Origin of the sequence: Actinomycetospora straminea (genome assembly GCF_028737255.1) — a bacterium.
Classification (GTDB): Bacteria; Actinomycetota; Actinomycetes; order Mycobacteriales; family Pseudonocardiaceae; genus Actinomycetospora; species Actinomycetospora straminea.
Map to the genome: position 1 here is coordinate 110541 of NZ_JAQZAN010000010.1, position 23033 is coordinate 133573.

25 protein-coding genes are annotated in these 23033 nt (G+C 74.3%); 7 read left to right on the forward strand and 18 right to left on the reverse strand.

What is annotated here, in order from left to right:
• The first annotated feature begins 9 nt into the window (after positions 1-9).
• Both PH190_RS15225 and PH190_RS15230 read left to right on the forward strand, forming a co-directional pair.
• Positions 10-1170, forward strand: coding sequence for an acyl-CoA dehydrogenase family protein (locus PH190_RS15225; RefSeq protein ID WP_274232370.1), 1161 nt, complete (start codon positions 10-12; stop codon positions 1168-1170).
• Between the two features lie 24 nt (positions 1171-1194).
• Entirely contained in the window at positions 1195-2094 is a 900-nt protein-coding gene (locus PH190_RS15230; RefSeq protein ID WP_274232371.1) for a LysR family transcriptional regulator, read from the forward strand.
• On the opposite strand, the gene PH190_RS15235 is transcribed toward PH190_RS15230, so the two are convergent.
• From PH190_RS15235 to PH190_RS15245, 3 genes are read right to left on the reverse strand one after another with little or no spacing between them, the layout of a single operon-like run.
• Positions 2057-2905, reverse strand: coding sequence for an alpha/beta fold hydrolase (locus PH190_RS15235; RefSeq protein ID WP_274232467.1), 849 nt, complete (start codon positions 2903-2905; stop codon positions 2057-2059). The genes PH190_RS15230 and PH190_RS15235 overlap by 38 nt on opposite strands.
• Positions 2905-4110: an FAD-dependent monooxygenase gene (locus PH190_RS15240; RefSeq protein WP_274232372.1), complete on the reverse strand. Its 1206-nt coding sequence runs from the start codon at positions 4108-4110 to the stop codon at positions 2905-2907. The genes PH190_RS15235 and PH190_RS15240 overlap by 1 nt, the downstream gene beginning before the upstream one ends.
• Entirely contained in the window at positions 4107-5663 is a 1557-nt protein-coding gene (locus tag PH190_RS15245; RefSeq protein ID WP_274232373.1) for an MFS transporter, read from the reverse strand. Before PH190_RS15245 ends, PH190_RS15240 begins: the two co-directional genes overlap by 4 nt.
• Before the next feature lie 128 nt (positions 5664-5791).
• Between PH190_RS15245 and PH190_RS15250 the strand changes: the two genes are divergently transcribed.
• From PH190_RS15250 to PH190_RS15260, 3 genes are all read left to right on the forward strand, one after another.
• Positions 5792-6253 (forward strand): MarR family winged helix-turn-helix transcriptional regulator, encoded by a 462-nt coding sequence (locus PH190_RS15250; RefSeq protein ID WP_274232374.1) that lies wholly within the window; start codon positions 5792-5794, stop codon positions 6251-6253.
• A 129-nt stretch (positions 6254-6382) separates the two neighbouring features.
• Positions 6383-7036: a TetR/AcrR family transcriptional regulator gene (locus PH190_RS15255; RefSeq protein ID WP_274232375.1), complete on the forward strand. Its 654-nt coding sequence runs from the start codon at positions 6383-6385 to the stop codon at positions 7034-7036.
• Between the two features lie 149 nt (positions 7037-7185).
• Positions 7186-7959, forward strand: coding sequence for an SDR family oxidoreductase (locus PH190_RS15260; RefSeq protein ID WP_274232376.1), 774 nt, complete (start codon positions 7186-7188; stop codon positions 7957-7959).
• Between the two features lie 60 nt (positions 7960-8019).
• On the opposite strand, the gene PH190_RS15265 is transcribed toward PH190_RS15260, so the two are convergent.
• The 15 genes from PH190_RS15265 to PH190_RS15335 all read right to left on the reverse strand — a co-directional run bounded on the left by PH190_RS15265 (position 8020) and on the right by PH190_RS15335 (position 20763).
• Positions 8020-9522: a class I adenylate-forming enzyme family protein gene (locus PH190_RS15265; protein ID WP_274232377.1), complete on the reverse strand. Its 1503-nt coding sequence runs from the start codon at positions 9520-9522 to the stop codon at positions 8020-8022.
• Positions 9519-9845 carry an EthD domain-containing protein gene (locus tag PH190_RS15270; RefSeq protein ID WP_274232378.1) on the reverse strand — a complete coding sequence of 109 codons (327 nt, stop codon included), beginning with the start codon at positions 9843-9845 and terminating at the stop codon, positions 9519-9521. Before PH190_RS15270 ends, PH190_RS15265 begins: the two co-directional genes overlap by 4 nt.
• A 25-nt stretch (positions 9846-9870) precedes the next feature.
• A complete protein-coding gene (locus PH190_RS15275) occupies positions 9871-10260 on the reverse strand; it encodes a hypothetical protein (RefSeq protein ID WP_274232379.1) in 390 nt (129 codons plus the stop codon).
• Between the two features lie 68 nt (positions 10261-10328).
• Positions 10329-11021: a nitroreductase family protein gene (locus tag PH190_RS15280; protein ID WP_274232380.1), complete on the reverse strand. Its 693-nt coding sequence runs from the start codon at positions 11019-11021 to the stop codon at positions 10329-10331.
• 2 nt (positions 11022-11023) lie between these two features.
• The gene (locus tag PH190_RS15285; RefSeq protein WP_274232381.1) at positions 11024-11386 is read right to left on the reverse strand and encodes a nuclear transport factor 2 family protein; all 363 of its coding nucleotides are present in this window, start codon (positions 11384-11386) and stop codon (positions 11024-11026) included.
• Between the two features lie 19 nt (positions 11387-11405).
• The gene (locus PH190_RS15290; protein ID WP_274232382.1) at positions 11406-12041 is read right to left on the reverse strand and encodes a TetR/AcrR family transcriptional regulator; all 636 of its coding nucleotides are present in this window, start codon (positions 12039-12041) and stop codon (positions 11406-11408) included.
• A 56-nt stretch (positions 12042-12097) separates the two neighbouring features.
• Positions 12098-13213 (reverse strand): acyl-CoA dehydrogenase family protein, encoded by a 1116-nt coding sequence (locus tag PH190_RS15295; RefSeq protein ID WP_274232383.1) that lies wholly within the window; start codon positions 13211-13213, stop codon positions 12098-12100.
• Positions 13210-14517: an acyl-CoA dehydrogenase family protein gene (locus PH190_RS15300; protein ID WP_274232384.1), complete on the reverse strand. Its 1308-nt coding sequence runs from the start codon at positions 14515-14517 to the stop codon at positions 13210-13212. Before PH190_RS15300 ends, PH190_RS15295 begins: the two co-directional genes overlap by 4 nt.
• Before the next feature lie 13 nt (positions 14518-14530).
• Complete coding sequence (locus PH190_RS15305; RefSeq protein WP_274232385.1) at positions 14531-15676, reverse strand: thiolase family protein; 1146 nt, start codon at positions 15674-15676, stop codon at positions 14531-14533.
• Positions 15673-16089, reverse strand: a complete 417-nt coding sequence (locus PH190_RS15310; protein WP_274232386.1) for a Zn-ribbon domain-containing OB-fold protein — start codon at positions 16087-16089, stop codon at positions 15673-15675. Before PH190_RS15310 ends, PH190_RS15305 begins: the two co-directional genes overlap by 4 nt.
• Entirely contained in the window at positions 16086-16883 is a 798-nt protein-coding gene (locus tag PH190_RS15315; RefSeq protein WP_274232387.1) for an SDR family NAD(P)-dependent oxidoreductase, read from the reverse strand. Before PH190_RS15315 ends, PH190_RS15310 begins: the two co-directional genes overlap by 4 nt.
• Positions 16880-18109, reverse strand: a complete 1230-nt coding sequence (locus PH190_RS15320; protein ID WP_274232388.1) for an acyl-CoA dehydrogenase family protein — start codon at positions 18107-18109, stop codon at positions 16880-16882. Before PH190_RS15320 ends, PH190_RS15315 begins: the two co-directional genes overlap by 4 nt.
• Entirely contained in the window at positions 18106-18873 is a 768-nt protein-coding gene (locus tag PH190_RS15325) for an SDR family NAD(P)-dependent oxidoreductase (protein ID WP_274232389.1), read from the reverse strand. Before PH190_RS15325 ends, PH190_RS15320 begins: the two co-directional genes overlap by 4 nt.
• Entirely contained in the window at positions 18870-19868 is a 999-nt protein-coding gene (locus tag PH190_RS15330) for a phosphotransferase family protein (protein ID WP_274232390.1), read from the reverse strand. The genes PH190_RS15325 and PH190_RS15330 overlap by 4 nt, the downstream gene beginning before the upstream one ends.
• Positions 19869-19974: 106 nt before the next feature.
• Positions 19975-20763: an enoyl-CoA hydratase/isomerase family protein gene (locus tag PH190_RS15335; RefSeq protein ID WP_274232391.1), complete on the reverse strand. Its 789-nt coding sequence runs from the start codon at positions 20761-20763 to the stop codon at positions 19975-19977.
• 171 nt (positions 20764-20934) lie between these two features.
• Here PH190_RS15335 and PH190_RS15340 point away from each other — a divergent pair, with 171 nt between their 5' ends.
• Together PH190_RS15340 and PH190_RS15345 are read left to right on the forward strand one after the other, a co-directional pair.
• Complete coding sequence (locus tag PH190_RS15340; RefSeq protein WP_274232392.1) at positions 20935-22281, forward strand: MFS transporter; 1347 nt, start codon at positions 20935-20937, stop codon at positions 22279-22281.
• Between the two features lie 4 nt (positions 22282-22285).
• The gene (locus PH190_RS15345; protein WP_274232393.1) at positions 22286-23032 is read left to right on the forward strand and encodes an SDR family NAD(P)-dependent oxidoreductase; all 747 of its coding nucleotides are present in this window, start codon (positions 22286-22288) and stop codon (positions 23030-23032) included.
• Position 23033: the final 1 nt, after the last annotated feature.

Genomic DNA, 23033 nt, shown 5'->3' on the forward strand with positions numbered 1-23033 from the left:
AGGCCCGCCATGCCCACGCTGGACACCGAGGAACGAGCGGTCGTCGACCTCGTGCGCGAGTTCGTCGACCGTGAGGTCAAACCGCACGTCAACGAGCTCGAGCACGCCGACGCCTACCCCGAGGCCCTCATCGAGCAGATGAAGGAGATGGGCATCTACGGGCTGGCGATCCCCGAGCCCTGGGGCGAGGCCCCGGTCTCCATGCCCTGCTACGCGCTCGTCACCGCCGAGCTCGCCCGCGGGTGGATGAGCCTCGCCGGCGCCATGGGCGGGCACACCGTCGTCGCCAAGCTGCTCGTCGAGTTCGGGACCCGCGACCAGCAGGACCGCTACCTGCCGCGGATGGCCACCGGCGAGCTGCGCGCCACCATGGCGCTGACCGAGCCCGGCGGCGGGTCGGACCTCCAGGCGATGACCACGAGGGCGCACCGGGACGGCGACGACTACGTCGTCAACGGCGCCAAGACGTGGATCAGCAACGCCCGCCGCTCCGGGCTCATCGCCCTCCTGTGCAAGACCGACCCCGCCGCCGAGCCCGCGCACCGGGGCGTCTCGATCCTGCTGGTCGAGCACGGGCCCGGTCTCGAGGTGTCGAAGGACCTCTCCAAGCTCGGGTACAAGGGCGTCGAGACGTGCGAGCTGAACTTCACCGACATGCGGGTGCCCGGCGACGCGCTGCTCGGGGGCCGTGAGGGTCGGGGCTTCGCCCAGATGATGAAGGGCCTCGAGACCGGACGCATCCAGGTCGCCGCGCGTGCCCTCGGCGTCGGGACCGCCGCGTTCGAGGACGCGTTGCGGTACGCCCAGGAGCGGGAGACGTTCGGCAAGCCCATCTGGCAGCACCAGTCGGTGGGCAACTACCTCGCCGACATGGGCACGAAGATCACCGCGGCGCGGCAGCTGATCCTGCACGCCGCCGAGAAGTACGACACCGGCGCCCGGGCCGACCTGGAGGCCGGGATGGCCAAGCTGTTCGCCTCCGAGACCGCGATGGAGGTCGCGCTCAACGCGGTGCGCGTCCACGGCGGCTACGGCTACTCGACCGAGTACGACGTCGAGCGGTACTTCCGCGATGCGCCGCTGATGATCGTCGGCGAGGGGACCAACGAGATCCAGCGCAACGTCATCGCCTCGCAACTGGTCAAGCGCGGTGGACTCGACCGCGACTGACGAGCCGGCGGCCATGATGGCCCCGTGACGACCATCGACGAGCTCGCGTGGTTCGTCGTGCTCGCCGAGACCGAGCACATGACCCGCGCCGCCGATCGCCTCCGGGTCGCCCAGCCGACGCTCTCCCGTGCCCTGCGGCGTCTCGAGAGGGAGATGGGAGCGCCGCTGTTCGACCGTGTCAACCGGCGGCTGCGACTCAACCGGTCGGGAGAGATCCTCCTCGAGCACGCCCGCCGCGGCCTCGCCGAGCTCGACACCGCCCGGGAACGCATCGCCACCTGGCGCGATCCCGAGCGCGGGACGATCCGCCTCGCGTTCCTGCACTCGATCGCCACCTGGCTCACCCCGGACGTCCTGCGCGCCCACCGATCCCGGGCACCCGGGGTCACCGTCGAGCTCACCCAGGGCGTCGCGCACGAGATCCTGGAGCACCTCCGGGCCGGGCGCGTCGACGTCGCGCTCACCACCTCGCCGCCCGACGGCGAGGACCTCGCCTGGGCACCGCTGCACCGTGAACAGTTGTGTCTCGCGGTGCCGGCCGACCACCCCCTCGCCGGCCGGGACCGGATCGATCTGGCCGAGAGCGCGCACGAGCCGTTCGTGGTCCTGCGCGAACCGATCGGTTTCCGTCGGCTGACCGACGAGCTCTGCGCCCGGGCGGGGATCGCCCCCCGCGTCGCCTTCGAGAGCACCGAGATCGGCACCCTGGAGGGCCTGGTCGCGGCCGAGCTCGGCGTCGCGATCGTGCCCGCGCCGCGCCCGGGCCGCGCCGAGCCCGGCGTCGCGTACGTCCCCCTCGCCGACGTGCTCGCGCACCGCCTCATCGGCCTGGTCTGGCACCGGGGGCGTGCGACCGGTCCCGTCGTCGCCGCGTTCATCGACGTCGTCACCCGACGGCTCGACGCCGTGACGGGGTCGTCCTGACGCACCCGCGCGCGCCCTCGACGCCCTGACGGGACGCGGCCAGGAAGGAGTGGACGATCCGGGACGTCTCCTCGGGTCTCTCCGCCAGCACGGCGTGGGACGCGTCGACCTCCTGGACGCTGATGTTGGGGCGATGCCGGGCGAGCTCGAGCAGGTCCCGCCGTAGTCCGCTGCGGAACGCCCTCATCAGGGGCTCCCATCGTGGGGGCGTCATCGGGCCGCTCGACGCCGCGACCACGAGCAGGACCGGCGCGGTGACCTCCTCGAACGAGCGCAGGTCGTCGGCGCGCAGCAGGGCACGGGCCGCCGCGCTCGCCTGCGCCTGTGTCGACGGCTTCTGCGCCTCGAGGCCGGCGAACACCTGCTCGAACCACGTGGTGTAGTCCGCGGCGGCGAGGCCGAGGGTCTGCGCGTCGAGGCCGGTCCCCGTGGGGTCGTGGTGGGCGAGGTCGACCCCGGCCTGCCGGTGCCCGTCGAGGCTGACCGCCCCCGGGCAGTCGGGGTGGCGTCCCGCCCACCGGCCCGCGACCAGGCCGCCCACCGAGTGCCCCACCACGGCCGGGGACCCGAGCTCGAGGGCGTCGACGACGGTCTCGAGGTCGTCGAGCACGGCGTCCCAGGTGAACGGGCCGGCCCCGGAACCGCCGTGGCCGCGGAGATCGACCGCGACGGGGCGGAAGCGGTCCGCGAGCAGGGGGCCGAGGACGTCGAAGCTCCTGCTGTCGGCCCCGGCCCCGTGGAGCAGCAGCACCGCGGGACCGGTACCCCCGTAGACGTTGACGTGGAGCGGCACGGCGCCCCGGGAGATCATCACGAGGTGACGGCCGCGGTCGGGGCGTCGTCCGCCGGCAGGTCGATCTCGTCGGCGGGCGGGCGGGACGGACGACCGAGGAGCCCCGCGGCCCGCGACACGAGCGGGTGGGACATCGCGCGGAAGAAGGCGAGGGTGCCGGCGCGGCCGAGCCGGGTGTCGGGGTTGCCCAGCTCCGGGGCGCCGGGCGTGAGCCGCTGTGCCCGCTCGACGTAGGGGCGCACCCGGCTCTCGTAGGCGCCGACGGCCGTACGGTGGTCGTCGTGGCGGTCGAGCTCGCCGCCGAGGACGTGGGCCCCGACCAGCGCGATGCTCGTGCTCATGCCGCTGATCGGCGAGGCGCAGCCCGCCGCGTCGCCGACCACGACGGCACGCCCGGCGCTCCAGCGCGGCAGCCGGGCCTGGCCGATCGCGTCGAAGTAGAACGGTGCGTCGTCGAGCGCGGCGAGGATGCGCGGGGCGGCGTAGCCGACGTCGGCGAAGGTGCGTCGCAGGATGGTCGCCTGGTCGGCGCGGTCGAGGGTCTCGAGGCCCCGGACGTCGGTCATGAACGACAGCAGCGCGCGGGTGGTGCCGAGGTTGTCGGGCCGCACGTGCACGCTGCGGCGCCCGAGAGCGTGGTGCCAGTTCCACCACGCGTCGTCGGTGTCGGTGCGGGGCAGCGTCACGTAGGCGCAGTACATACCGAGTTCGCGGATGCGGGCGTCGGGCAGGACCAGGTCGCGGGTGGACGAGCGCAGGCCCTCGGCGATCGCGACCACGTCGGCGGAGAGGGTCTCGCCGTCGGAGAGGGTGGCGACCACGCGGTCGCCACGGTCCTCGAGGTCCTCGATCCGGGTGTCGAACCGGTAGTCGGTGACCGTGGACGTCCGGTCGACGAGGATCCGGGAGAGCTCGCCGCGCAGGATCTCGTACTCGACGGTGCCGATGTCGGTCTCGGAGACGGGGAACGACGCGAGGACCCGGCCCTCGTCGTCGACGAAGCGCAGCCCGCGCTCGCCGGTGGTGGCCGCGGCGACGGCGTCGACCAGGCCGAGGCGTCGCAGGACCTCGCGTCCGGCGCCCTTGACGTCGACGTTCTGACCCTCGTCGCGCAGCTTCGGTGCTCGCTCGACGATGGTGGTGCGCCAGCCCCGCCGGGCGAGCTCGAGCGCGAGGGCGGGTCCGGCGATGCTGGCTCCGGAGATGAGGGCGTGGCGGCTCACGAGCTGCCTCCAGGGGTGTCGGGCCGGGTGCGGGCAGGCGGGGTGGTCGTCGGGGTGGTCGTCGGGGTGGTCGTCGGGGTGAGGTCGGGCGGGGCGTCGAGGACCTCGGTGAGTCCGGAGGGGGCGAGCAGGGCGCAGAGCAGGCCACCGAGGGCGGCCGCGGCGGCGCAGCCGACGAGGGCGACCTGGTAGCCCGCGGTGAAGGCGGACCGGGCGGCGGCGAGGAGCGCGTCACCGGCGGGGCCGAGCTCGGGGGCCAGGCCGACCACCTCGCTGAGGCCGTCCGACGCCCGCGCGGCGGCCGGACCGGGCAGTCCCACGAGGGCGTCGGCGACCCGGGACTGGTAGACCACGAGGAGGCCGGCCCCCACGACGGCGCTCGAGGCGGCCACGCCCACCTGGCGGGTGAGGTAGGTGAAGGCGGAGGCCACGGTCAGGCGGGAGGCCGGCAGCCCGGCCACGACGAGCGTCGTCGCCGGCGTGATGGCGAGCGTCGTGCCGGCGCCGAACACCACGAGCGCGAGGGCGGTCGGCCAGTAGGACGTCGCGGAGGCCCCGAGCGCCAGCAGCAACAGCCCCGCGGCGGTGAGACCGGCGCCGAGCGCCCCGGTCCCCCGGGCGCCGAACCGGCGGAGCACGACGGTCAGCGCGGGGATGGCGAGGACCAGCCCGACGTCGGCCGGCAGCAGCGCCACCGCCGCGGTCAGGCCGGAGTAGCCGCGCACGTACTGCAGGTACTGCGGCCCGAGGAACGTGAAGGCGGAGAACGCCGCGAACACCAGGAGCAGGAGGAGGCTGCCGACGACCACGCCACGGTCCCGGAGCAGGCGCAGCGGCAGCAGCGGCGTCCGGGCGCGGAGCTCACGGACGACGAACCCGATCAGGGCCGCGGCCCCGAGCACGATCGGCACCAGGGCGGCCGGGGCGGTCGGCCCCGACTGCCCGGCCTGCGTGATGCCGAGGACGACGCCGGCGAGGCCGACGAGGGCCAGCACGGCCCCGGGCCAGTCGAGCGCGAGCTCGCGACGGGGGCGATCCCGCGTGGTGCGTGCGACCGGGAGCGCCACCAGCAGGGCGACGACCCCGAACAGCCCGGGCACGGCCCGCCACGACACGACGTCGACGAGGACGCCGCTGATGAGCCCGCCGAGGGTCGCCGACACCGACGACACGCCCACCCAGATCGCGACGGCCCGGGCCCGCAGCCGCTCCGGGTAGGCGTCGACGAGGACCGCCAGGGTGCTCGGGAACACCGCGGCGGCACCGAGCGCGGACACCGCACGCAGCGCGGCGATGAGCACCGGGGTCCCGGCCAGCCCGATGAGGAGCTGGGCGCCACCGAACACGAGCAGGCCGCCCACCAGGGCCCGCCGGCGCCCGAAACGGTCGGCCGCGAGCCCGGCGGGCAGCAGGACCGCGGCGAAGACCACCGTGTAGGCGGTCTCGATCACCGTCAGTTCGGTCTGGCCGGCCCCGATCTCGCCGGCGAGCACCGGCAGCGCGATCCCGAACGACGTACTCGCCCCGATGACGGCGAACAGCGCGGCGGCCACCGCGGGGAGGAGGGCGCGCGGTCGACCGACGCCGGCAGCGGCGGACGTGGTGGAAGATGGAGCCGTCACGGAGGAAGATTGCCTCGTACTTCCATGATGGAAACATTCGATGACTTGGACGGTAGAGCATGGCCGGGTCGGATGACACGTCGATCCAGCCGTTGGACGACGCGACCACGGGCGTCCACCTCCTGATCGCGGCCGCGTACGACCTCGCGGCCGCGCAGGCGCGACGGATGGGCACGCACGTCACCGACATGCGCGCCCTGTCACTGCTCCAGATCCAGGGGCCCCTGCAGGCGACGGAGCTCGCGCGTCGCCTCGCCATCTCCGCGAACGCGGCGACCGCGCTGGTCGACCGGCTCGCCACGTCGGGGCACGTCGACCGTGTCCCGCACCCGACCGACCGTCGACGGGTCGTCGTGCGGCTGCGCCCGGGTGCCCGCGACCTGGCCCGACAGAGCTGGCTGCCCTCGATCCTCGACGTCGACGCGATCAGCCGTTCCCTGGAGCCCGCCGAGCACGAGGCGGTGACCCGCTTCCTGGAGCGGGTCACGCACTCGATGAACGCGCACGCGCAGTCGGACTGACCAGCCGCGACGACGACGGTGCTACGATCCGGAACTCTACAGTTCCACGAGCGACCGTGGTCGCCCCTGCCGCCGCCCCTCGGTCCGTCGACGGCGGCGCTCCCGGTCGGCAGGCCGGGGAGGGTCGTCATGTCCGAGCAGACCGAGCAGCGGAAGGCCGCGGGACGTGGTGGTCGCAAGCGGGACCCCAGCCGCGACGACGCGATCCTCGAGGCGACCACGGAGGTGCTCGGCGAGGTCGGGTACGCCCGTCTGACCATGGACATGGTCGCCGCACGGGCCCGGGCCGGGAAGGCGACGATGTACCGGCGCTGGGCGTCGAAGCAGGACCTGGTCCTCGACGCCGTGGAGCGCTTCCGGGGTGCTCAGGTCGATCTCGCGGCCCTGCCCGACACCGGGTCGGTGCGGGGTGACCTCGTCGCCCTGTTCCGACCGGACACCCCCGAGCAGAGTGCTCGTCGGATGCGGGACCTGGTCGGGTTGGCCTCGGTGCTCTGGCACGAACCCACCCTCGCCGAGGCGGCCGACGCCGCGCTCGTCGGCCCGTGGGCGCAGGCACACCGCACCGTGATGCTGCGCGGTGTCGAACGGGGCGAGGTCCCGCGCGAGGCGGACATCGACACCATCTGCCGGGTCCTGCCGACGATGGCCGCCTACCGCTCCCTCGTCGAGCGCAAGCCGTTCGACCGCGACTTCCTCCTGGCCTCGATCGACGTCGTCATCATGCCGGCCCTGCGCGCCGCGCGAGACGCGACCGCTCCGACGAGCCACAGCGGCGGCTGACGGGTGTCCGACGAGCGGCACGCGACCGGCAGGAGGCGGGCGACGACGATGAGAGGGCGGCCCTGAGGATCGGCGAACTGTCCGGGCGCACCGGGACCCCGACGGGCTCGACGCGCTCGCGGACACCCTGGCCTCCTAGGCTGCCGGTCATGGACCTGGGTCTCGCCGGCCGGTCGGCGCTGGTGTGCGCCTCCACCTCCGGCCTCGGCCGCGCCACGGCCGCGGCACTGGCCCGGAACGGCGCGCGCGTCGTCGTCTCGGGACGGTCCGCCGAGCGGGCGCGCGCCGCGGCGGAGGAGCTGCCGGGCGCGGTGGGCATCGGCGCCGACCTGGTCGCGCCGGGCGGCGCCGAGGAGCTCTTCGCGGCCACCGTCGACCAGGTCGGGTCACCCGACATCCTGGTGCTCAACGGGCCCGGCCCGCCGCCGGGCACCGCCCGCGACGTCGACGCCGACGGCGTCCGGAGCGCGATCGACACCCTCGTCGTGCCGCACCAGGTCCTCCTGGAGCTCGCCCTGCCCGAGATGGTCCGTCGCGGGTGGGGGCGGGTCCTGAGCATCAGCTCCACCAGCATCGAGGCGCCCATCCCCGGCCTCGCGCTGTCGAACCTGGCGCGGGCGGCGCTGGCCGGCCACCTCAAGACCCTCGCGGCGGAGGTGGCGCCCTCCGGGGTCACGGTCAACTCGCTGCTGCCCGGCCGCATCGCCACCCCGCGGGCCGAGCAGATCGACACGGCGGTCGCCGAGCGCACCGGCCGGCCGCGCGAGGACGTCGAGGCCGATGTGCGCGCGACGATCCCGGTCGGCCGCTACGGCGACCCCGAGGAGTTCGGGGCGGCCGCCGCGTTCCTGTGCAGCGTCCCCGCCGCGTACATCACCGGGACGGCGCTGCGCTGCGACGGCGGCATGGTGCCGACGCTCTGACCCCTCGCCCGACACGGGCTCCGCTGCGCCGGGACGAGGTGGACGGCGAGGAGGGCCCCGTCAGGCCGACACCTGGTCGCGCAGGCGGAGGGCCAGGCGCGCGGCGTCGGCCCGCGAGAGCTTCCCGACGCGGTTCTGGGGCAGGCCGTCCACCCGGAAGGCGAACTCCGGCCACTTCCCCTTCGTCAGCCCGAGGTCGCCGAGGTGGCGCTGCAGCTCGGGGAGATCCAGGTCGTCCCGGGACGTCACGAGCAGGGCGGCGACCCGCTCCCCCAGGACGTCGTCGGGCACGGGGACGACGCAGACCTGGTCGACGTGCGGATGCCGTGCCACCGCCGACTCGACCTCGGTGACGTCGATGTTGCGGCCACCGCGGATGATGATGTCCTTCTCCCGGCCGCGGATGGACGCCGTCCCGTCGGGCGCGATCTCGACGAGGTCGCCGGTCGGCAGGAAGCCGTCGGGGGTCAGGTCGGGCGGGACGACCTCGCCCGCCCGCGCGTACCCGAGGAACAGCGACGGTCCGCGGACCTCGGCCCGACCGGTGACCCCGACGGCGGCCGGCGCCCCGGTCTCGTCGACGGCGCGGAGCTCGGTCCCGGGGAACGGGGTGCCGTCGGTCGCCAGGCGGGTCACGGGGTCGTCGTCCGGCCGCGAGGTCGTGTGCCCGAGACACTCGGACATGCCGAAGACCCGCAGGATGCGGGTGCCGAGCCGCTCCTCGGCCCGGCCGAGGGCGCCGGCGTCCATCGGCCCGCCGCCCACCGTCATGGCCGTCAGGGCGGCGAGCTCGCCGCCGTGACGGGCCGCGGCGCCCATCTGCAGCGCCATGGTGGGCACGCACATCGTCCAGCGCGCGTCGTGGGCGGCCATGAGGTCGACCGCGACCTGCGGGTCCCAGCGGTCGAGCAGCAGGACCCGGCCCCCGAGCATGAGCGGCAGGTAGAGCCCGAAGCAGACGGCGGCCGCCGAGGACAGGGGCACGAGCGCGGCGACCGTGTCCCCGGGCCGCAGCCCCACCGCGTCGATGGTGGCCCGGCCCGCGTAGCGCAGGGCGGCCTCGGTCTGGACGACGCCCTTGGCCCGGCCGGTCGAGCCCGAGGTCAGCCCGATGACCGCGCCCCCGCGCCAGCGCTCGGGCGGGCGCGCCGGGCGGGCCGTGAGGCGCCAGCCGTCGAGGACCGCGGCGTCGGACCGGGTCGCGGTGTCGTGGGCGATGTCAGGGGCGATGGCGTGGGCGATGTCCGGCGCGAGGAGGACCGCGTCCGGGTCGACGTCCTCGCACGCGGCCGCGAACTCCTCGCAGGTGGTGTGCCGGCTCAGGAGGGCGAGGGTGCCGTCGAGCCGCCCGACCGCGACGGCGGCGACGAGCGTGCGCCACGAGTTGTCCGCCTGCACCATCAGGGTGGGTCGGCGCCCCGTGCGGGTCTCGATCTCGCCGGCGAGCCCCGCGCCGCGCCGCAGGAGGTCCGCCAGGCCGTGCGGACCCTCGGCGTCGATCGCGACGACGTCGTCGGGCGCGACGGCGGCGCGCCGGTCCAGCTCGGCGACGAGCTGCCTCACCGCACGGCCCCGAGCATGTCGCGCTCGTCGCCGAGCAGGGCGATCCGACGACCCCGCATCGACCCGACGTGACGGACGGCGGCCGCCCACTCCTCGCTCTCCAGCGCGGCGCGGGCGGAGGCCTCGTCGTCGAAGCTCAGCACCGAGAGACCGTCCCACCCCTCCGAGCGGGGCTCGAGCGCGCTCGAGACCGCGGTGTGCCGCCAGGCCCGCAGCCCGGGCAGCGGGTAGGTCATCTCCGCGTGCTCGCCGCGCCACCAGTCGATGAACTGCTCGTGCGTCCACTCCGGGGGACGGGCGGCCAGCAGGACCAGGTTGAACACGGTTCCTCCTTCTCGGCGGCGGGTGTCAGCGGACGACGTCGAGCTCGGGCGAGCGACCGATCATGAGGTCGGTGACCCTGCCCTCGGCGTCGAGCCGCGCGGCCGCGACGAACGTGGACTCGAACGCGCCACCGCGACGGGCCTGGCCGAGCACCAGCTCGTCGGAGGCCACCGTGGAGGCGCTCAGGACGTGGTGGGTCAGGACGCCCTTCTCGCGCTGGGCGAGGTAGCCCTCCATCGCCGCGCGGCCGCCCGCGAAGTCCCGCGCCTCCCCACCCCCGGTGCCGAACACGATGGAGAAGCGGAAGTCGGGCGCGATCATGTCCAGGATGTCGTCCGGCGAGTCCCCGTCGAGGCTGGCGAACCAGCGACGCAGGAACGGCGCCGTGGTCGTGGCGAGATCGTCGTCGATCATCCCGACTCCTGAGTTGAGTTCAATTCGATTTAGTGGAGAGTAGGCACGGCGCGCCTCGGCGGCAAGGGTCAGCGGGCCGCGAGGCCCCGGACGTCCGGCACGCTCGGCAGGCCGGCGTCCCACCCGTCCAGGTGCAGGACGTCGTCGACGGACGGCCGGCGCGCGCGGCCGAAGCGCTCGCCCACGGTGAAGGCCACCGGGGTCAGGCACACCTGCTGCACCCGCTCGTACGGGATCCCCAGCAGGTCGGCGGCCTCGCGCTCGCGGGCCAGGTGCATCGTCGTCCAGCAGGTGCCGAGGCCGCGGGCCCGGGCGGCCAGCATGAAGCTCCACGTCGCCGGCAGCACGCCCCCGAGCAGCGAGGCGCTCGCCATCGCCGAGAGCCCGTCCAGCCGCGCTCCCTCCAGGCAGACGAGCACGATGGTGTCGACCTCGTGGAGGGCGTTCGCCAGCGCGTCGGCGGACCGCGCGGAGCGTTCCTGCGTCCTGGCGGCTCCGGCGTCGTCAGTCGCGACCCGCCCGATGTAACCCTCCGAGTCGCGGTAGGTCCCCTCGTAGACCTCGGTGTAGAGGTCGGCCAGCCCGGTCCGCAGCACTGGGTCCCGGACGACGACGAAGCGGGTCCGGGGCAGGTTGGACCCGGCCGGAGCCTGGAGCGCCACGTCGACGCACTCGCGGATCAGGTCGAGCGGGACGGGCCGGGCGGGGTCGAGGCGACGCCGGACGGCCCGGGTGGTGGTGAGGACCTCGTCGGCCTCCATGCTCACTCCCCACCCACCGGCAGCGGGAACATCCCGAAGTCGGGCCGGAAGAACGCCTGGTAGCGGGTGACCAGACCGTCGGCGACCAGCGCCGTCGCGGTGAACGACCCGGTCCCGCGGCCGTCGGCCTCGGTGACCACGCCGTGGACCATCTCGAGGTCACCGTCGACCGCGCGGCGGTGGACGTGGTGGCGCCGGCCCACGGCGGGCCGGCCCGCGACGTAGGCCTCGAGGTCGGGGCGGCCGGACCCCCGCACGTCGTGGCCGGGGATCGCGATCAGGAACTCGACGTCGGGGGCGACCAGGTCCAGCCCGCTCAGCGGGTCCGCCCCGTCGAGCCGCTCGTAGTACTCCTCGATGATCAACTGCCGTCCTCCTCGACGGTCACGGCGTATCGGCGGCCACCATGCGGACCGCGCACCCCTCCATGAACTCCGCGATGGCGTCGAGGTCGAGCGCACCGTCCGGGCGGTACCAGCGCCACACACCGGTGATCAGACCCAGGAGGCTGCGCGCCATGATCGCGGGGTCGCGGCCCGGGAACTCCCCGGACCGGATGCCCTGCTCGAGCAGGTCGACCCAGTTCCGCTCCACGCGGGCCACGAGCGCCCGGCAGGCCTGGCGCTCGGACTCCTCGCGCTCCGAGAGCCGGGCCGTCGCGAGCAGCCCGATGTTGGCCACCAGGATGCGGTTCTGCTGGACCTCGGGCGGCGAGAGGGCGTACGCCGCGCCCACCGCCGCCCGGAGCCCGGCCAGTGCCGTCGGTGCGCCCGCGACGGCGTCGTGGAACGCGGCGTCGGAGTTCCGCAACCCCAGCCGCATGATCGTGAGAAGGCAGTGGGCCTTGGACTCGAAGTAGTGGTAGAGCGCGGTCTGCCCGATGCCGACGCGGTCCGCGACCGCCGACCACTTCGTGCCCTCGTAGCCGGCCTCCCCGAAGCACTCCACGGCGGCGGCCAGGATGGCGGGCCGCTTGGACCGTGGACCGTCGTCGGTCTCGGTGAGTGCCTCGATGCTCATGGGCAGCCCTTTCGCCGGGTGGGTCTCCCCCAGCGTAGACAGCTCCTGAACCGGGTTCATGCGCTCGCCACGCCGACCGCGGCCAGCAGCGCCTCGGTGTGCTCGGTCCCCAGCAGGACCGCGTCGGTGGCCGCGCGACGGACGTGGAGGTGGGCCACGTGCTCCCAGGTGAAGCCGATGCCCCCGTGGACCTGGACGGTCTCCCCCGCCACCCAGGAGTAGGCCTCCCCGCAGACGAGCGCGGCGGTGGCGACGGCCGCCGGCGCCTCCGGGGAGGACTCGGCGAGCGCGGCCGCGGCCCACCAGGACGCGGAGCGTGCCGCCTCCACCCGCACCGCCATGTCCGCACACCGGTGCTTGACGGCCTGGAACGTGGCGATCGGGAGGCCGAACTGGACCCGCTGCCCGGCGTACGCGACGGAGAGCTCCATGGCGGCCGCCGCGCCGCCCGTCTGCTCGCAGGCGAGCGCGGCCCGGCCCCGCTCGAGCACCCGCGTGACGACGTCGCGGGCGTCGCCGGTGCCGCCCAGCCGTCGGGCGGGGACCCGGTCGAGCAGCACGTCGGCGAGCTGCCGGTTCGGGTCCAGGGCCCGCAGCGGCGACCGCACCAGGCCCTCGGCCGTGCCGTCCACGACGAACACGGCCGGCTCGCCCTCGACGGCCGCGACGACGAGGAGGACATCGGCCGTCGCGCCCTCGACGACCTGCAGCTTGGTGCCGGACAGCCGCCACCCGCCGTCGTCGTCCCCCTCCGCCCGTGTGCGGAGGCGGTCGGGGTCCCAGGTGTCGTGGTCCTCGCGGAACGCGAAGGCGGCCGTCCGCTCGCCCGCGGCCAGGTCGGCCAGGAGCTCCCGACGGAGGTCGTCGGTGCCCCGCAGGGCGGTCAGGGCGCCGACGGCGAGGACGGCGGTGGAGAACCACGGCAGGCGGACCGGACGCCGGCCCAGCTCCTCGGCGACGACCGCGACCTCGCGGAAGGTCGCGCCGGCGCCCCCGAGCTCCTCGGGCACGTCGAGGGCGACGACCCCGAGCTCGGCGGCGAACCGGCGCCAGAGGTCGCGGTCCCACGGGGTGTCCGGGTCCCGGGACGGTTCGGTCCGCCGCTCGAGGAAGTCCCGCACGACGACCCGCAGGTCCTCGGCGTCGGCGTCGGGGGTGATACGGAGGCTCACGGGGTCTCCCCGTCGTCGGCCGCCTCGGCCAGGACCTGCGCGAAGCGCTCCCGGGACTCGGCGCGGCGGGTGGGCAGGATGTAGGGCGGGAACAGCCCGTCGTCGGGCTCGGTCCCGCGCAGCAGGGCCTGGGCGAGGTTGATCTTGTGGATCTCCGTGGCGCCGTCGGCGAGGCCCATGTGGTACGACTCCAGGACCCACTTGCCGAACGGCAGCTCCTTCGAGATGCCCAGCGAGCCGTGGATCTGGATCGCGCGCCCGGCGACGTCGGCGAGCACCTTCGGCATGGCCGCCTTGACCGCCGAGATGTCGGCGCGGACCTTGCGGTAGTCCTGGTAGCGGTCGATGCGCCACGCCGTGCGCAGCACCAGCAGGCGGAACTGCTCGATCTGGATCCAGGAATCGGCGATCATCTCCTGGACCAGCTGGGTGTCCGCCAGCCGCGTGCCCTTGGTCGTCCGCGACACCGCCCGGCGCTTCATCATCTCGAAGGCCGACGCGACCAGCCCCACCGTGCGCATGGCGTGGTGGATGCGGCCCCCGCCCAGACGGGTCTGGGCCACGGCGAAGGCCTCGCCGCGCTCGCCGAGGATGTTCTCGGCCGGGACGCGGACGTCGGTGTAGCGCAGGTACTGGTGGGTGCCGACCGGCTCCTCGTGGCCCCAGACCGACACGTCCCGGACCCGCTCGATCCCCGGGGTGTCCGCGGGGACGACGAACATCGACATCGACCGGTGGGGCTCCGCGTCCGGCTCGGTCACCGCCATGACGATGAGGAACTCCGCGAACAGCGCGTGGCTGGAGAACCACTTCTCGCCGTTGATCACCCACTCGTCGCCGTCGAGGACGGCCGTGGTGCGGAAGCCGGTCGGGTCCGAGCCGCCGTGCGGCTCGGTCATGGAGAAGCAGGAGACGATGTCGCCGGCGATCAGCGGCTCGAGGTAGGTCTTCTTCAGGTGGTCGGTGCCGTAGTGGGCGAGGATCTCGGCGTTGCCGGAGTCCGGTGCCTGGCACCCGAACACGACCGGACCGGAGTGGGTGCGACCCAGCTTCTCGTTGAGCAGCGCCAGGCGCAGCTGGCCGTAGCCCTCCCCGCCCAGCTCCGGGCCGAGGTGGCAGGCCCAGAGCCGCCGCTCCTTGACCCGCTCCTGCAGCGGCCGGATCAGCGCGTTGCGGACGGGGTCGTGCGGGTTCCAGGCGTGCTCGACGACGAGGTCGACGGGCTCGACCTCGTCGCGGACGAACTCCTCGACCCACTCCAGTTCCCGGGCGACCTCGGGCTCGGACTCGAATCCCCAACTCATGGCGGTGCGGCTCCTAGCGGGTGAGCACGGTGCAGGCGGAGATGCCCGGCGCGCCGTAGACGTGGGTGAACCCGACCCGCGGGTCACCCGGGACCTGGTGCTCGCCGGCGTCGCCGCGCAGCTGGAGCACGTTCTCGTGGACCTGCCGCAGGCCCGAGGCGCCGATCGGCTCGCCGTTGGCCAGGCAGCCGCCGTCGGTGTTGACCGGCAGCCGGCCCTCGATCGCGGTGGCGCCGGAGACGATCAGCTCCTCCTGCTCGCCGTGCGCGCAGAGCCCGGTCTCGGCCATGTGCATGAGCTCGGCGCCGGACTCGGTGTCCTGGATCTGCGCGACGTCGACCTCCGCCGGCGCGACCCCGGCGGCGTCGAACGCCGCGGCGGCGGCATCGACGGTCGGGGAGGGCGCGCGGTCGAGGGCGAGCCAGGGCGAGAACACCTCGAACGAGCCGTAGCGGCGGCTCCGGAAGGTCGCGGCCGCCAGGAACACCGGACGGTCGGTGTAGCGGTGGGCGTCCTCGGCGCGGCACAGCACCAGCGCCACCGCGCCCTCGCCCGGCGAGCAGTACATGTACTGGGTGAGCGGGTGGGAGATCATCGGCGCCGCGGCGATCTCGTCCGCGGTGATCTCCTTCCGTCGCCACGCCATCGGGTTGCGGGCGCCGTTGCGGAAGGCCTTGGCCGCGATCTCGGCGAGCACGTCGGGCTTGATCCCGTGGTCGTGCAGGTAGCGCTGGATCTTCATGCCGAAGAACTGCGTCGTGACCATCATCCCGGTCTCGCCGTACCAGGACCCGATCCCGTGCTCGGCGGGGTCGGTGTCGAAGGCGCCGCGCGGGTGCTTGTCGAACCCGATGACGATGCCGAGGTCGTGGGTCCCCGACCGGATGGCGGCGTCCGCGGCGATGAGGGCGGAGCCGCCGGTCGCGCAGCCGTTCGCCACGTTGATGAAGGGCAGCCCGGTGAGGCCCAGCTCGGAGACGAGCGTGTCCGCGTCCCCCGCCGAGTGCGAGCCCCCGAACCCGAACTGCATGTCGGAGAAGCGCAGCCCGGCGTCGTCGAGGGCCCGGCGCGCCGCGTGCACGGCCTGGGCGCGGCCGGAGACGCCCTCGGTGCGGCCGAACCGGTGCATGCCGATCCCGACGATCGCGACGCCGCTCACGACGTCCTCCTCACGAAGGCGTAGGTGTGCACGGACCCCTGGTCGTCGCCGCGGAAGGGCACCAGCGCGAGCTCGACCGGCATGCCGATCTCCAGGCGGTCCGGGTCGGTCTCGGCCAGCCGGGTCTCGACGAGCAGCTGGTCGGGCAGCTCGACGTAGCCGACGGCGTAGGGCTCGTACGCCTCGGTGCCGGTGTACGGCGGCTTGGGGCGGAAGCCCTGCGTCGTCCAGGACCAGAGCGTGCCGGTCCGCGAGAGCGGGACGTCCTCCATGGCCGCGCCCGTGCAGCGGGGGCAGCCGCCCTGGCGGGGGAAGGTGTGGGCGCCGCAGTCGGAGCACCGGCTGCCCAGCAGCGCGGGGCCGTCCGCGGTGTCGGTGAGCAGCGAGGGGTCGACGAACCTGGGCGCGGTCACGGCGCGGCCAGCCGTCCGCCGTCGACGGCCAGCAGCGCGCCGGTGGTGTAGGTCGCCCGCGGCCCGCACAGGTACAGCGCCGCCCCGACGATTTCGGCGGGGTCCCCGACCCGCTCCAACGGCCAGTCCTGCGCCATCCGCGCCACCACGGCCGGGTCCCACGACCGGCTGATGTCGGTGGCGAACGGGCCCGCGAGGATCGTGTTCACCCGGACCGCGGGGCCGTACTCCTGCGCGAAGCCGGCCGTCAGCGTGTTCAGCGCCGACTTCGCCGCCGTGTAGGGCAGGTCGCCCGCCGTCGGCCGCCCGGACCCCATCGACGAGATGTTGAGGACGACCCCGCCGCCGCGCTGCACCATGCGGGCCCCGGCCAGCGCCGTGAGCCGGAACGGTCCCTTGACGTTGACCGCGAAGACCTTGTCGAACAGGTCCTCGGAGACCTTGTCGAGCGAGGGGTAGGTCGGGGCGATCCCGGCGTTGTTCACGAGGACGTCGACCGGGCCCAGCTCGGCCTCGACCTCGTCGAGCAGGGCGTCCACCTGGTCCCACTGCCCCATGTGCGCCGCGTGGGCCGTGACCCGGCGGCCGGTCGCCGCGGACAGGTCCTCCGCCAGCGCGAGGCAGGCGTCCTTCTTGCGCGACGCGACCGCGACGTCGGCGCCCGCGGTGGCGAACGCGATCGCGATCTCCCGTCCCAGGCCCCGCGAGCCGCCGGTCACCAGGGCGGTGCGCCCGGCCAGGGGCTCCGTGTCCGGCCGCGCCGCCGCGACGGCGTCGGCCACCGATCCACTCATCTCGGGATGTCCTTCCACGCGACGCCGCGGTCGGCGCGGGGTTCGGGCGGCAGCCCCAGCAGGCGCTCCGCGATGATCGTGCGCTGGACCTCGTCCGACCCGCCGGCGATCCGGTAGCCCGGGGCGCCGAGGACGTGCTCGGTCCAGCGGTAGCTGCCGTCGCCCGCGTCGGCGACCAGCCGCGACCCCAGGACGGCGGCGGCGGCCTGCGAGACCAGGGACAGGCGCTGCGTCCAGGCCAGCTTGCGCAGCGACCCGATCGCGCCGGGCTCCTCGCCGGCCAGGCGCGCCTCGCGGTCGCGCTGGGCCGAGACGGCGGCGACCTTCTCCGCCGCGTACACCGCGGCGAGCAGCCGCCGGACCTCCGGGTCGCCGGTGCGCCCGAAGCGGCGGGCGTCGTCGAGGAGTTGGTCGAAGCCGCCCCCGAGGTCGGCGTTCGCGCCGGAGTGCCCGCGCTCGAAACCCAGGGTCGCGAGCGTGACGCCCCAGCCCCCGCCGACCTCGCCGAGCCGCCACGCGTCGGGGATCCGCACGTCGTCGAGGAACACCTCGCAGAACGAGCTCCCGCCCGACATCTGGCGCAGCGGCCGGACGTCGACACCCGGGGTGTCCATGCGCAGCAGGAAGGCGGTGAGGCCCTGGTGCTTGGGCACGTCGGGATCGGTGCGGCAGACGAGCTCGCCCCACTCGGCGAACTGGGCGCCGGAGCTCCAGACCTTCTGCCCGTTGACCACCCACTCGTCGCCGTCCCGCACCGCCCGCGTGGCGAGACCGGCCAGGTCGGAGCCCGCCGAGGGCTCGGAGAACAGCTGGCAGGCCGTGACGTCGCCGCGCAGGAGCGGGCGGACCAGCCGGGCGGTCTGCTCCGGGGTGCCGAACATCTGCACGGTCGGCGCCACCAGCGCGGTCGAGACCGACGTCAGCTCGTGCTGGCCCGGGGTGGCGAACTCGCGCTCGACCTCGGCGAACGCCTCCTCGTACAGGGCCGACAGGCCGGCACCGTGGTGCTCCAACGGCCAGGACAGCGCCCCGTAGCCGGCGTCGAACTTCGTCCGCAGCCAGGCGCGGATCCGCGCGAGCAGGTCCCGCTCCTCGTCGAACGGGAGGTCGTGGAAGACCGCGACCGAGCGCCGGTCGTCGTCCGCGCGCCGCGGCACGGTCTCGGCGAACCACTCCCGTGCCCGGTCGGTGAAGGCGTCGAGCTCGGTCTCGCTGACGCTGGTCATCGTGCCGTCCACCCTCCGTCGACGGTGAGGGTCTGTCCGGTGAGGTAGCTGCTGGCGGGCGAGCACAGGAACAGCAGCGCGGTGTCGAGCTCCGCGGGCTCCCCGGCGCGGCCGAGCATCGTGTTGCGCCCGATCCAGCGCACCGAGCGCTCGTCGGCGAACAGCTCGTCGTTCATCTCGGTGCGGAACCACCCGGGGGCCAGGGCGTTGACCCGGACCCCCCGGCGGCCCCAGTGGCCGGCCAGCTCGCGGGTCAGCCCGAGCAGCCCGGCCTTCGACGCGGCGTAGCTCGCCCCGCCCATCGGTGCGGCGGACACCAGCCCGAGGATCGAGCTGACGTTGACCACCGCCAGGCCCCGCGGCCCCGCCGCCTCGGCGGCGAGCCGGGCCAGGTGGAACGGGCCCACCAGGTTGGTGCCGAGGACCTCGGCGAACCGCTCGGAGGTCTCGTCGGCGGGCTTCGCCCCGCTGTCGACCCCGGCGTTGTTCACCAGCAGGTCGATCGTGCCCGAGCCCTCCCGGACGGTGTCGACCAGCGCGCGCCGACCGTCCTCGGTGGCGAGGTCCGCGGCGACCGGGCGCATCGACGGGCACCCGGCCGCGAGCTCGCGCAGCCGGTCCTCCCGCCGGGCCGCCGTCCACACCGTGGCGCCCGCGGCGGCGAGCACCGCGGCGAACCGCGCCCCCAGCCCCGACGAGGCGCCGGTGACGACGGCGGTGCGGCCGGTGAGGTCGAACAGCTCGGCGGGGGCGGCCACGGTCACGGCGTGCCCCCGCGCAGCAACGCGTGGGCGGACGAGATCAGGGCCGAGATGGTCGGCGGGAGCTGCTCCTGGACCGGGTCGTGGTGTCGGCCCTCGCGGTGGCGGCGCAGGTTGTGCCCCATGATCGCGGCCATCTTCATCCGCGCCAGGGCGCGGAACCAGGCCGTCGTCGGGTGCACGCCGCCGGCCTCGCGGTAGAGCTCCCCGAGCTCGTCCTCGGTCGGCAGCCCCGGGACGACACGACCGACGCCGGGGAACAGCGACCCGTCGGTGAAGACCCCGAACCAGCCGAGGTCGATGCGCGGGTCACCGATGCCCCAGATCTCCCAGTCGACGAGGGCCGTGGGCCGGGTGCCGGAGCACAGCAGGTTGCCGAGCCGGAAATCGCCGTGCACCAGCACCGACGCCACGGGCTCCGGGACCTCCGCGTGCAGGGCCTCGAGGAGCTCGGCCGCCCCGGGCACGAGCTCGGTGGGCACCGCCTGCATCGTCTGCTCCCAGCGCAGGAGCTCGTCGCGGGGACCGGCGGGGTCGGGCACGACGCCGCCGGCGGCCCGCAGGCCGTCGGCGAGCCGGTCGCGCGGCACCGCGTGCAGGGCGCCGAGGACGCGCGCGGCCCGGGTCGTGCGCTCGCGCGCCAGCTCCGGCGACAGGGCCGTGTCGACGTCGAGCACGGGCTCGACGGCCTCGCCGTCGGCCAGCTCCATGGCGAACCAGGCGGGCTCGTCGTCCTCGCGGGCGAGGACCGCCGGGACCGGCAGCCCGTGCCCGGCGAGGGCCGAGAGCACGTGCGACTGGCGGAGGACGTCGTGACGGCCCCTCGCGGGCCGCCCCGGGGGGACGGCCTTCACCACGAAGCCCGACCCGCCGTCGCGCAGGACGTAGGTCAGTCCGGACCGGCCGCCCTCGAGCACGGTCAGCGGCCCGGCGTCGGGCGCGGCCAGGGCCGCGCGGACACGCGCACCGAGCACCGGGTCCGCGTCCGTCGTCTCCACGGACACCGCCTGGTGTGTCATCGGGTTCCTCCCACCGGATCGTCGTCGGCCCGGGCGGCCCGCCGACGACCCGGGCGGGTCGTCGGCGCCGTCGTCGGTGACCGCGTCAGCGGCCCGTCCACTTGGGGTCGCGCTTCTCCAGGAAGGCGGACACGCCCTCGGCGGCGTCGTCGGAGTTCAGCGTCACGCCGACCGCGAGGTGCTCCAGCACCATGAGCGAGGCGATGTCGGCGTCCAGGCCGCGGTCGACCGCCATCTTCGTGAGCTTCATCTGGAACGGGCTCTTGTCGGTCAGGTGGGAGACGAACTCCTCCACCGTGGCGTCGAGCTGGTCGGCCGGCGCGCTCGCGTTGACGAGGTCGAAGGCGTCGGCCTCCTGGCCCGTGAGGAGCTTGCCGGTGAGCATCAGCTCCTTGGTCTTGCGGATGCCGATCATGCGGGGCAGCCGGTAGATCGGGCCCGCACCGCCGAACAGGGCGCGACGGATGTGGAAGTCGCCGATGAGGGCCGCCTCGTCCGCGATCGCGAAGTCGCAGGAGATCATGACCTCGAAGCCGCCCGCGGTCACGTAGCCCTCGAGGACCGCCACCGACGGCTTCGACATGTTGTAGAAGCGGTCGCAGACCTTCGCGGAGACCACGGCGACGTCCATGGCCGTGCTCGAGCCGATGAAGTCGGACTGCAGGCTGTCGAGGTCGAAGCCCGAGGAGAAGGTGTTGCCGCGGCCGCGGACGACCACCGCGCGGATCTCGTCGTCGCCCTCGATCTCGGTGATGATCTCGTCGAGCCGGTGCAGCATCGGCACCGTGATGCAGTTGCGCTTGTGGGGTCGGTTGAACCAGACCCGGGCGACGTGCCCGTCGCGCTCGAACTGGATGTCGTCCTCGACTGCCATCGATCCTCCCGAATTGAACTGAGTTCAGGTCAAAGACTGCGGCCGGATCGGGTCGCTGTCAAGGGCTGCTCCGTCCGATTCCCCTCTTGAACTGATGTCAGTTCAGTGTCTACCGTCACGTCGCACCGCCCGGACGTAGGGTCTCGGCGCAGGAGCGCGAAGGAGCGCCGCATGACGACGGACACCCGGACCGACCGAGAAGTGGTCGCCCGCCGCGCCAGTACGGCCGCGGCCGTGGGCACCGCCATCGAGTACTACGACTTCGCGATCTACGGCGCCCTCGCGGTCGTCCTCGCGAAGCTCTTCTTCCCCGCCACCCAGGGCTTCGTGGCCCTCCTGTCGACGCTCGGCGTGATCGCCGGCGCGTACGTCATCCGTCCCCTCGGCGGGCTGATCTTCGGTCGCCTCGGCGACCGGAAGGGGCGCCGGACGGTGCTCCTCGCGACGGTCGCGCTGATGGGCGTCGCGACCACGCTCACCGGGCTCCTCCCGACCTACGCCTCGATCGGCGTCGCGGCGCCGATCCTGCTGACGGTGCTCCGCCTGCTGCAGGGCCTGTCGGCCGGCGGCGAGGTCGGCGGCGCGGTGTCGCTGTCCACCGAGTCCTCGCCGTCGAAGCGACGGGGTCTGTTCGGGTCCGCGACCTCCATCGGCGTCGCGATCGGCCTGGCCGGCGCCGCCGCCGTCGTCGGCACCGTGAGCGCCCTGACCACCGCCGAGCAGATGGCCGGCTGGGGCTGGCGCATCCCGTTCCTCATCGCCGCGCCGCTGCTCGTGGCCGCCGTGATCTACCGGCTCAAGGTCGAGGACTCGCCGCTGTTCCTGCAGATGGTGGAGGAGTCGGCGCCGCCGAAGGCGCCGCTCACCGAGGTCGTGCGCGACCACAAGGGCAGCCTGCTGCGGGTCGTCGGCCTGGCGTACTCCACGTTGACCACCGGCGCCCTGGCGTCGGTCTACCTGGTGGTGCACCTCTCGGGGGTCCTGAAGTACTCGCTCTCGAGCAGCCTGTGGCTGACCGTCCTCATCATCCTGGTGCCGATCGGGCTCATCCCCTGGGCCGGCGCCCTGAGCGACCGGTTCGGGCGCAAGCGGGTGGCCGCCACCGGCATGATCGGCTTCGTCGTGCTGTCGGTGCCCTGCTTCTGGCTCATGCAGCAGGGCTCGCTGCTGCTCGCGATCATCGCCGCCCTCGTGCTCAACGTGCCCTTCGCGATCCAGCAGGGCGTCATCTACACGATGTACGCCGAGCTGTTCCCGACGCGCGTGCGCTACTCCGGGGTGTCCCTGGGCTTCAACATCGGCGGCATCGTCGGGACCGGGACCGCCTCCCTCGTGGCGACCTCGCTCGTCGCGGCCACCGGCATCACGCTCGCCCCGGCCTTCTACGCCGTGTTCGCCGCCGTGGTGGGGCTCCTGATGCTGCGCACCATCGCCGAGAGCGCCGGGCAGAGGCTCGCGAACGGCACCCGCCCGCAGGAGGACGACGCCACCCCCGTGCCCGCCACCGCGGAGCGCTGACGCCGTGCGGGGACTCGAGGGCCGACGGGCCGTCCTGACCGGGGCCACGGGCGGTCTCGGCTCGGCGATCGCCCGGCGGCTCCTCGACGAGGGCGCCTCGGTGGCGCTCACCGACGTCGACGAGGGCGCGCTGCACGCGCTCGCCGGCTCGCTCGGCGGGGACACGTCCGTGGCCGTCCTCGACGTCGCCGACCCGGACGACTGGGCCCGCACGGTCGAGGCCGTGCGGGACCGGTGGGGCGCGGCGCACGTGCTCGTCAACAACGCGGGCATCGGCAGCCTCGGCACCGTCGAGACCGAGACGCGCGAGCGCTGGGACCAGGTCGTCGCGGTCGACCAGCTGGGGACCTGGCTGGGCATGCAGCACGTCGGCCCGCTGATCGAGGAGAGCGGCGGCGGCGCCGTCGTCAACGTCGCCTCGATCCTCGGAGCGACGGGCGGGCTCGCGAACAGCTTCTCCTACGCGGCGGCCAAGGGCGCCGTCCGCGCGATGACGCTCAACGCGGCGCTGCACTGGGCGCAGCGCGGCGTGCGGGTCAACGCCGTGGTCCCCGCCTTCATCGGGACCGGCGCCCTGCTCGACCGCTACGGCGGCAGCGAGCGGCACCGGGCGATGCTGGCGAACACGCCGATGGGCCGCCTCGGACGCCCGGAGGAGGTGGCCGCGGCCGTCGCCTTCCTCGCGAGCGAGGACTCGGCGTACAGCACGGGCTCGGAGATCTACGTGGACGGCGGCTGGGCGGCGCGTTAGC

Coding starts and splice junctions, on each gene's coding strand:
- PH190_RS15250 (WP_274232374.1), top strand. CDS start 5,792: ATGGCCGGGTCGGATGACACGTCGATCCAGCCGTTGGACGACGCGACC.
- PH190_RS15225 (WP_274232370.1), top strand. CDS start 10: ATGCCCACGCTGGACACCGAGGAACGAGCGGTCGTCGACCTCGTGCGC.
- PH190_RS15275 (WP_274232379.1), bottom strand. CDS start 10,260: ATGATCGACGACGATCTCGCCACGACCACGGCGCCGTTCCTGCGTCGC.
- PH190_RS15290 (WP_274232382.1), bottom strand. CDS start 12,041: ATGAGCATCGAGGCACTCACCGAGACCGACGACGGTCCACGGTCCAAG.
- PH190_RS15255 (WP_274232375.1), top strand. CDS start 6,383: ATGTCCGAGCAGACCGAGCAGCGGAAGGCCGCGGGACGTGGTGGTCGC.
- PH190_RS15280 (WP_274232380.1), bottom strand. CDS start 11,021: ATGGAGGCCGACGAGGTCCTCACCACCACCCGGGCCGTCCGGCGTCGC.
- PH190_RS15340 (WP_274232392.1), top strand. CDS start 20,935: ATGACGACGGACACCCGGACCGACCGAGAAGTGGTCGCCCGCCGCGCC.
- PH190_RS15235 (WP_274232467.1), bottom strand. CDS start 2,905: ATGATCTCCCGGGGCGCCGTGCCGCTCCACGTCAACGTCTACGGGGGT.
- PH190_RS15260 (WP_274232376.1), top strand. CDS start 7,186: ATGGACCTGGGTCTCGCCGGCCGGTCGGCGCTGGTGTGCGCCTCCACC.
- PH190_RS15320 (WP_274232388.1), bottom strand. CDS start 18,109: ATGACCAGCGTCAGCGAGACCGAGCTCGACGCCTTCACCGACCGGGCA.
- PH190_RS15335 (WP_274232391.1), bottom strand. CDS start 20,763: ATGGCAGTCGAGGACGACATCCAGTTCGAGCGCGACGGGCACGTCGCC.
- PH190_RS15300 (WP_274232384.1), bottom strand. CDS start 14,517: ATGAGTTGGGGATTCGAGTCCGAGCCCGAGGTCGCCCGGGAACTGGAG.
- PH190_RS15315 (WP_274232387.1), bottom strand. CDS start 16,883: ATGAGTGGATCGGTGGCCGACGCCGTCGCGGCGGCGCGGCCGGACACG.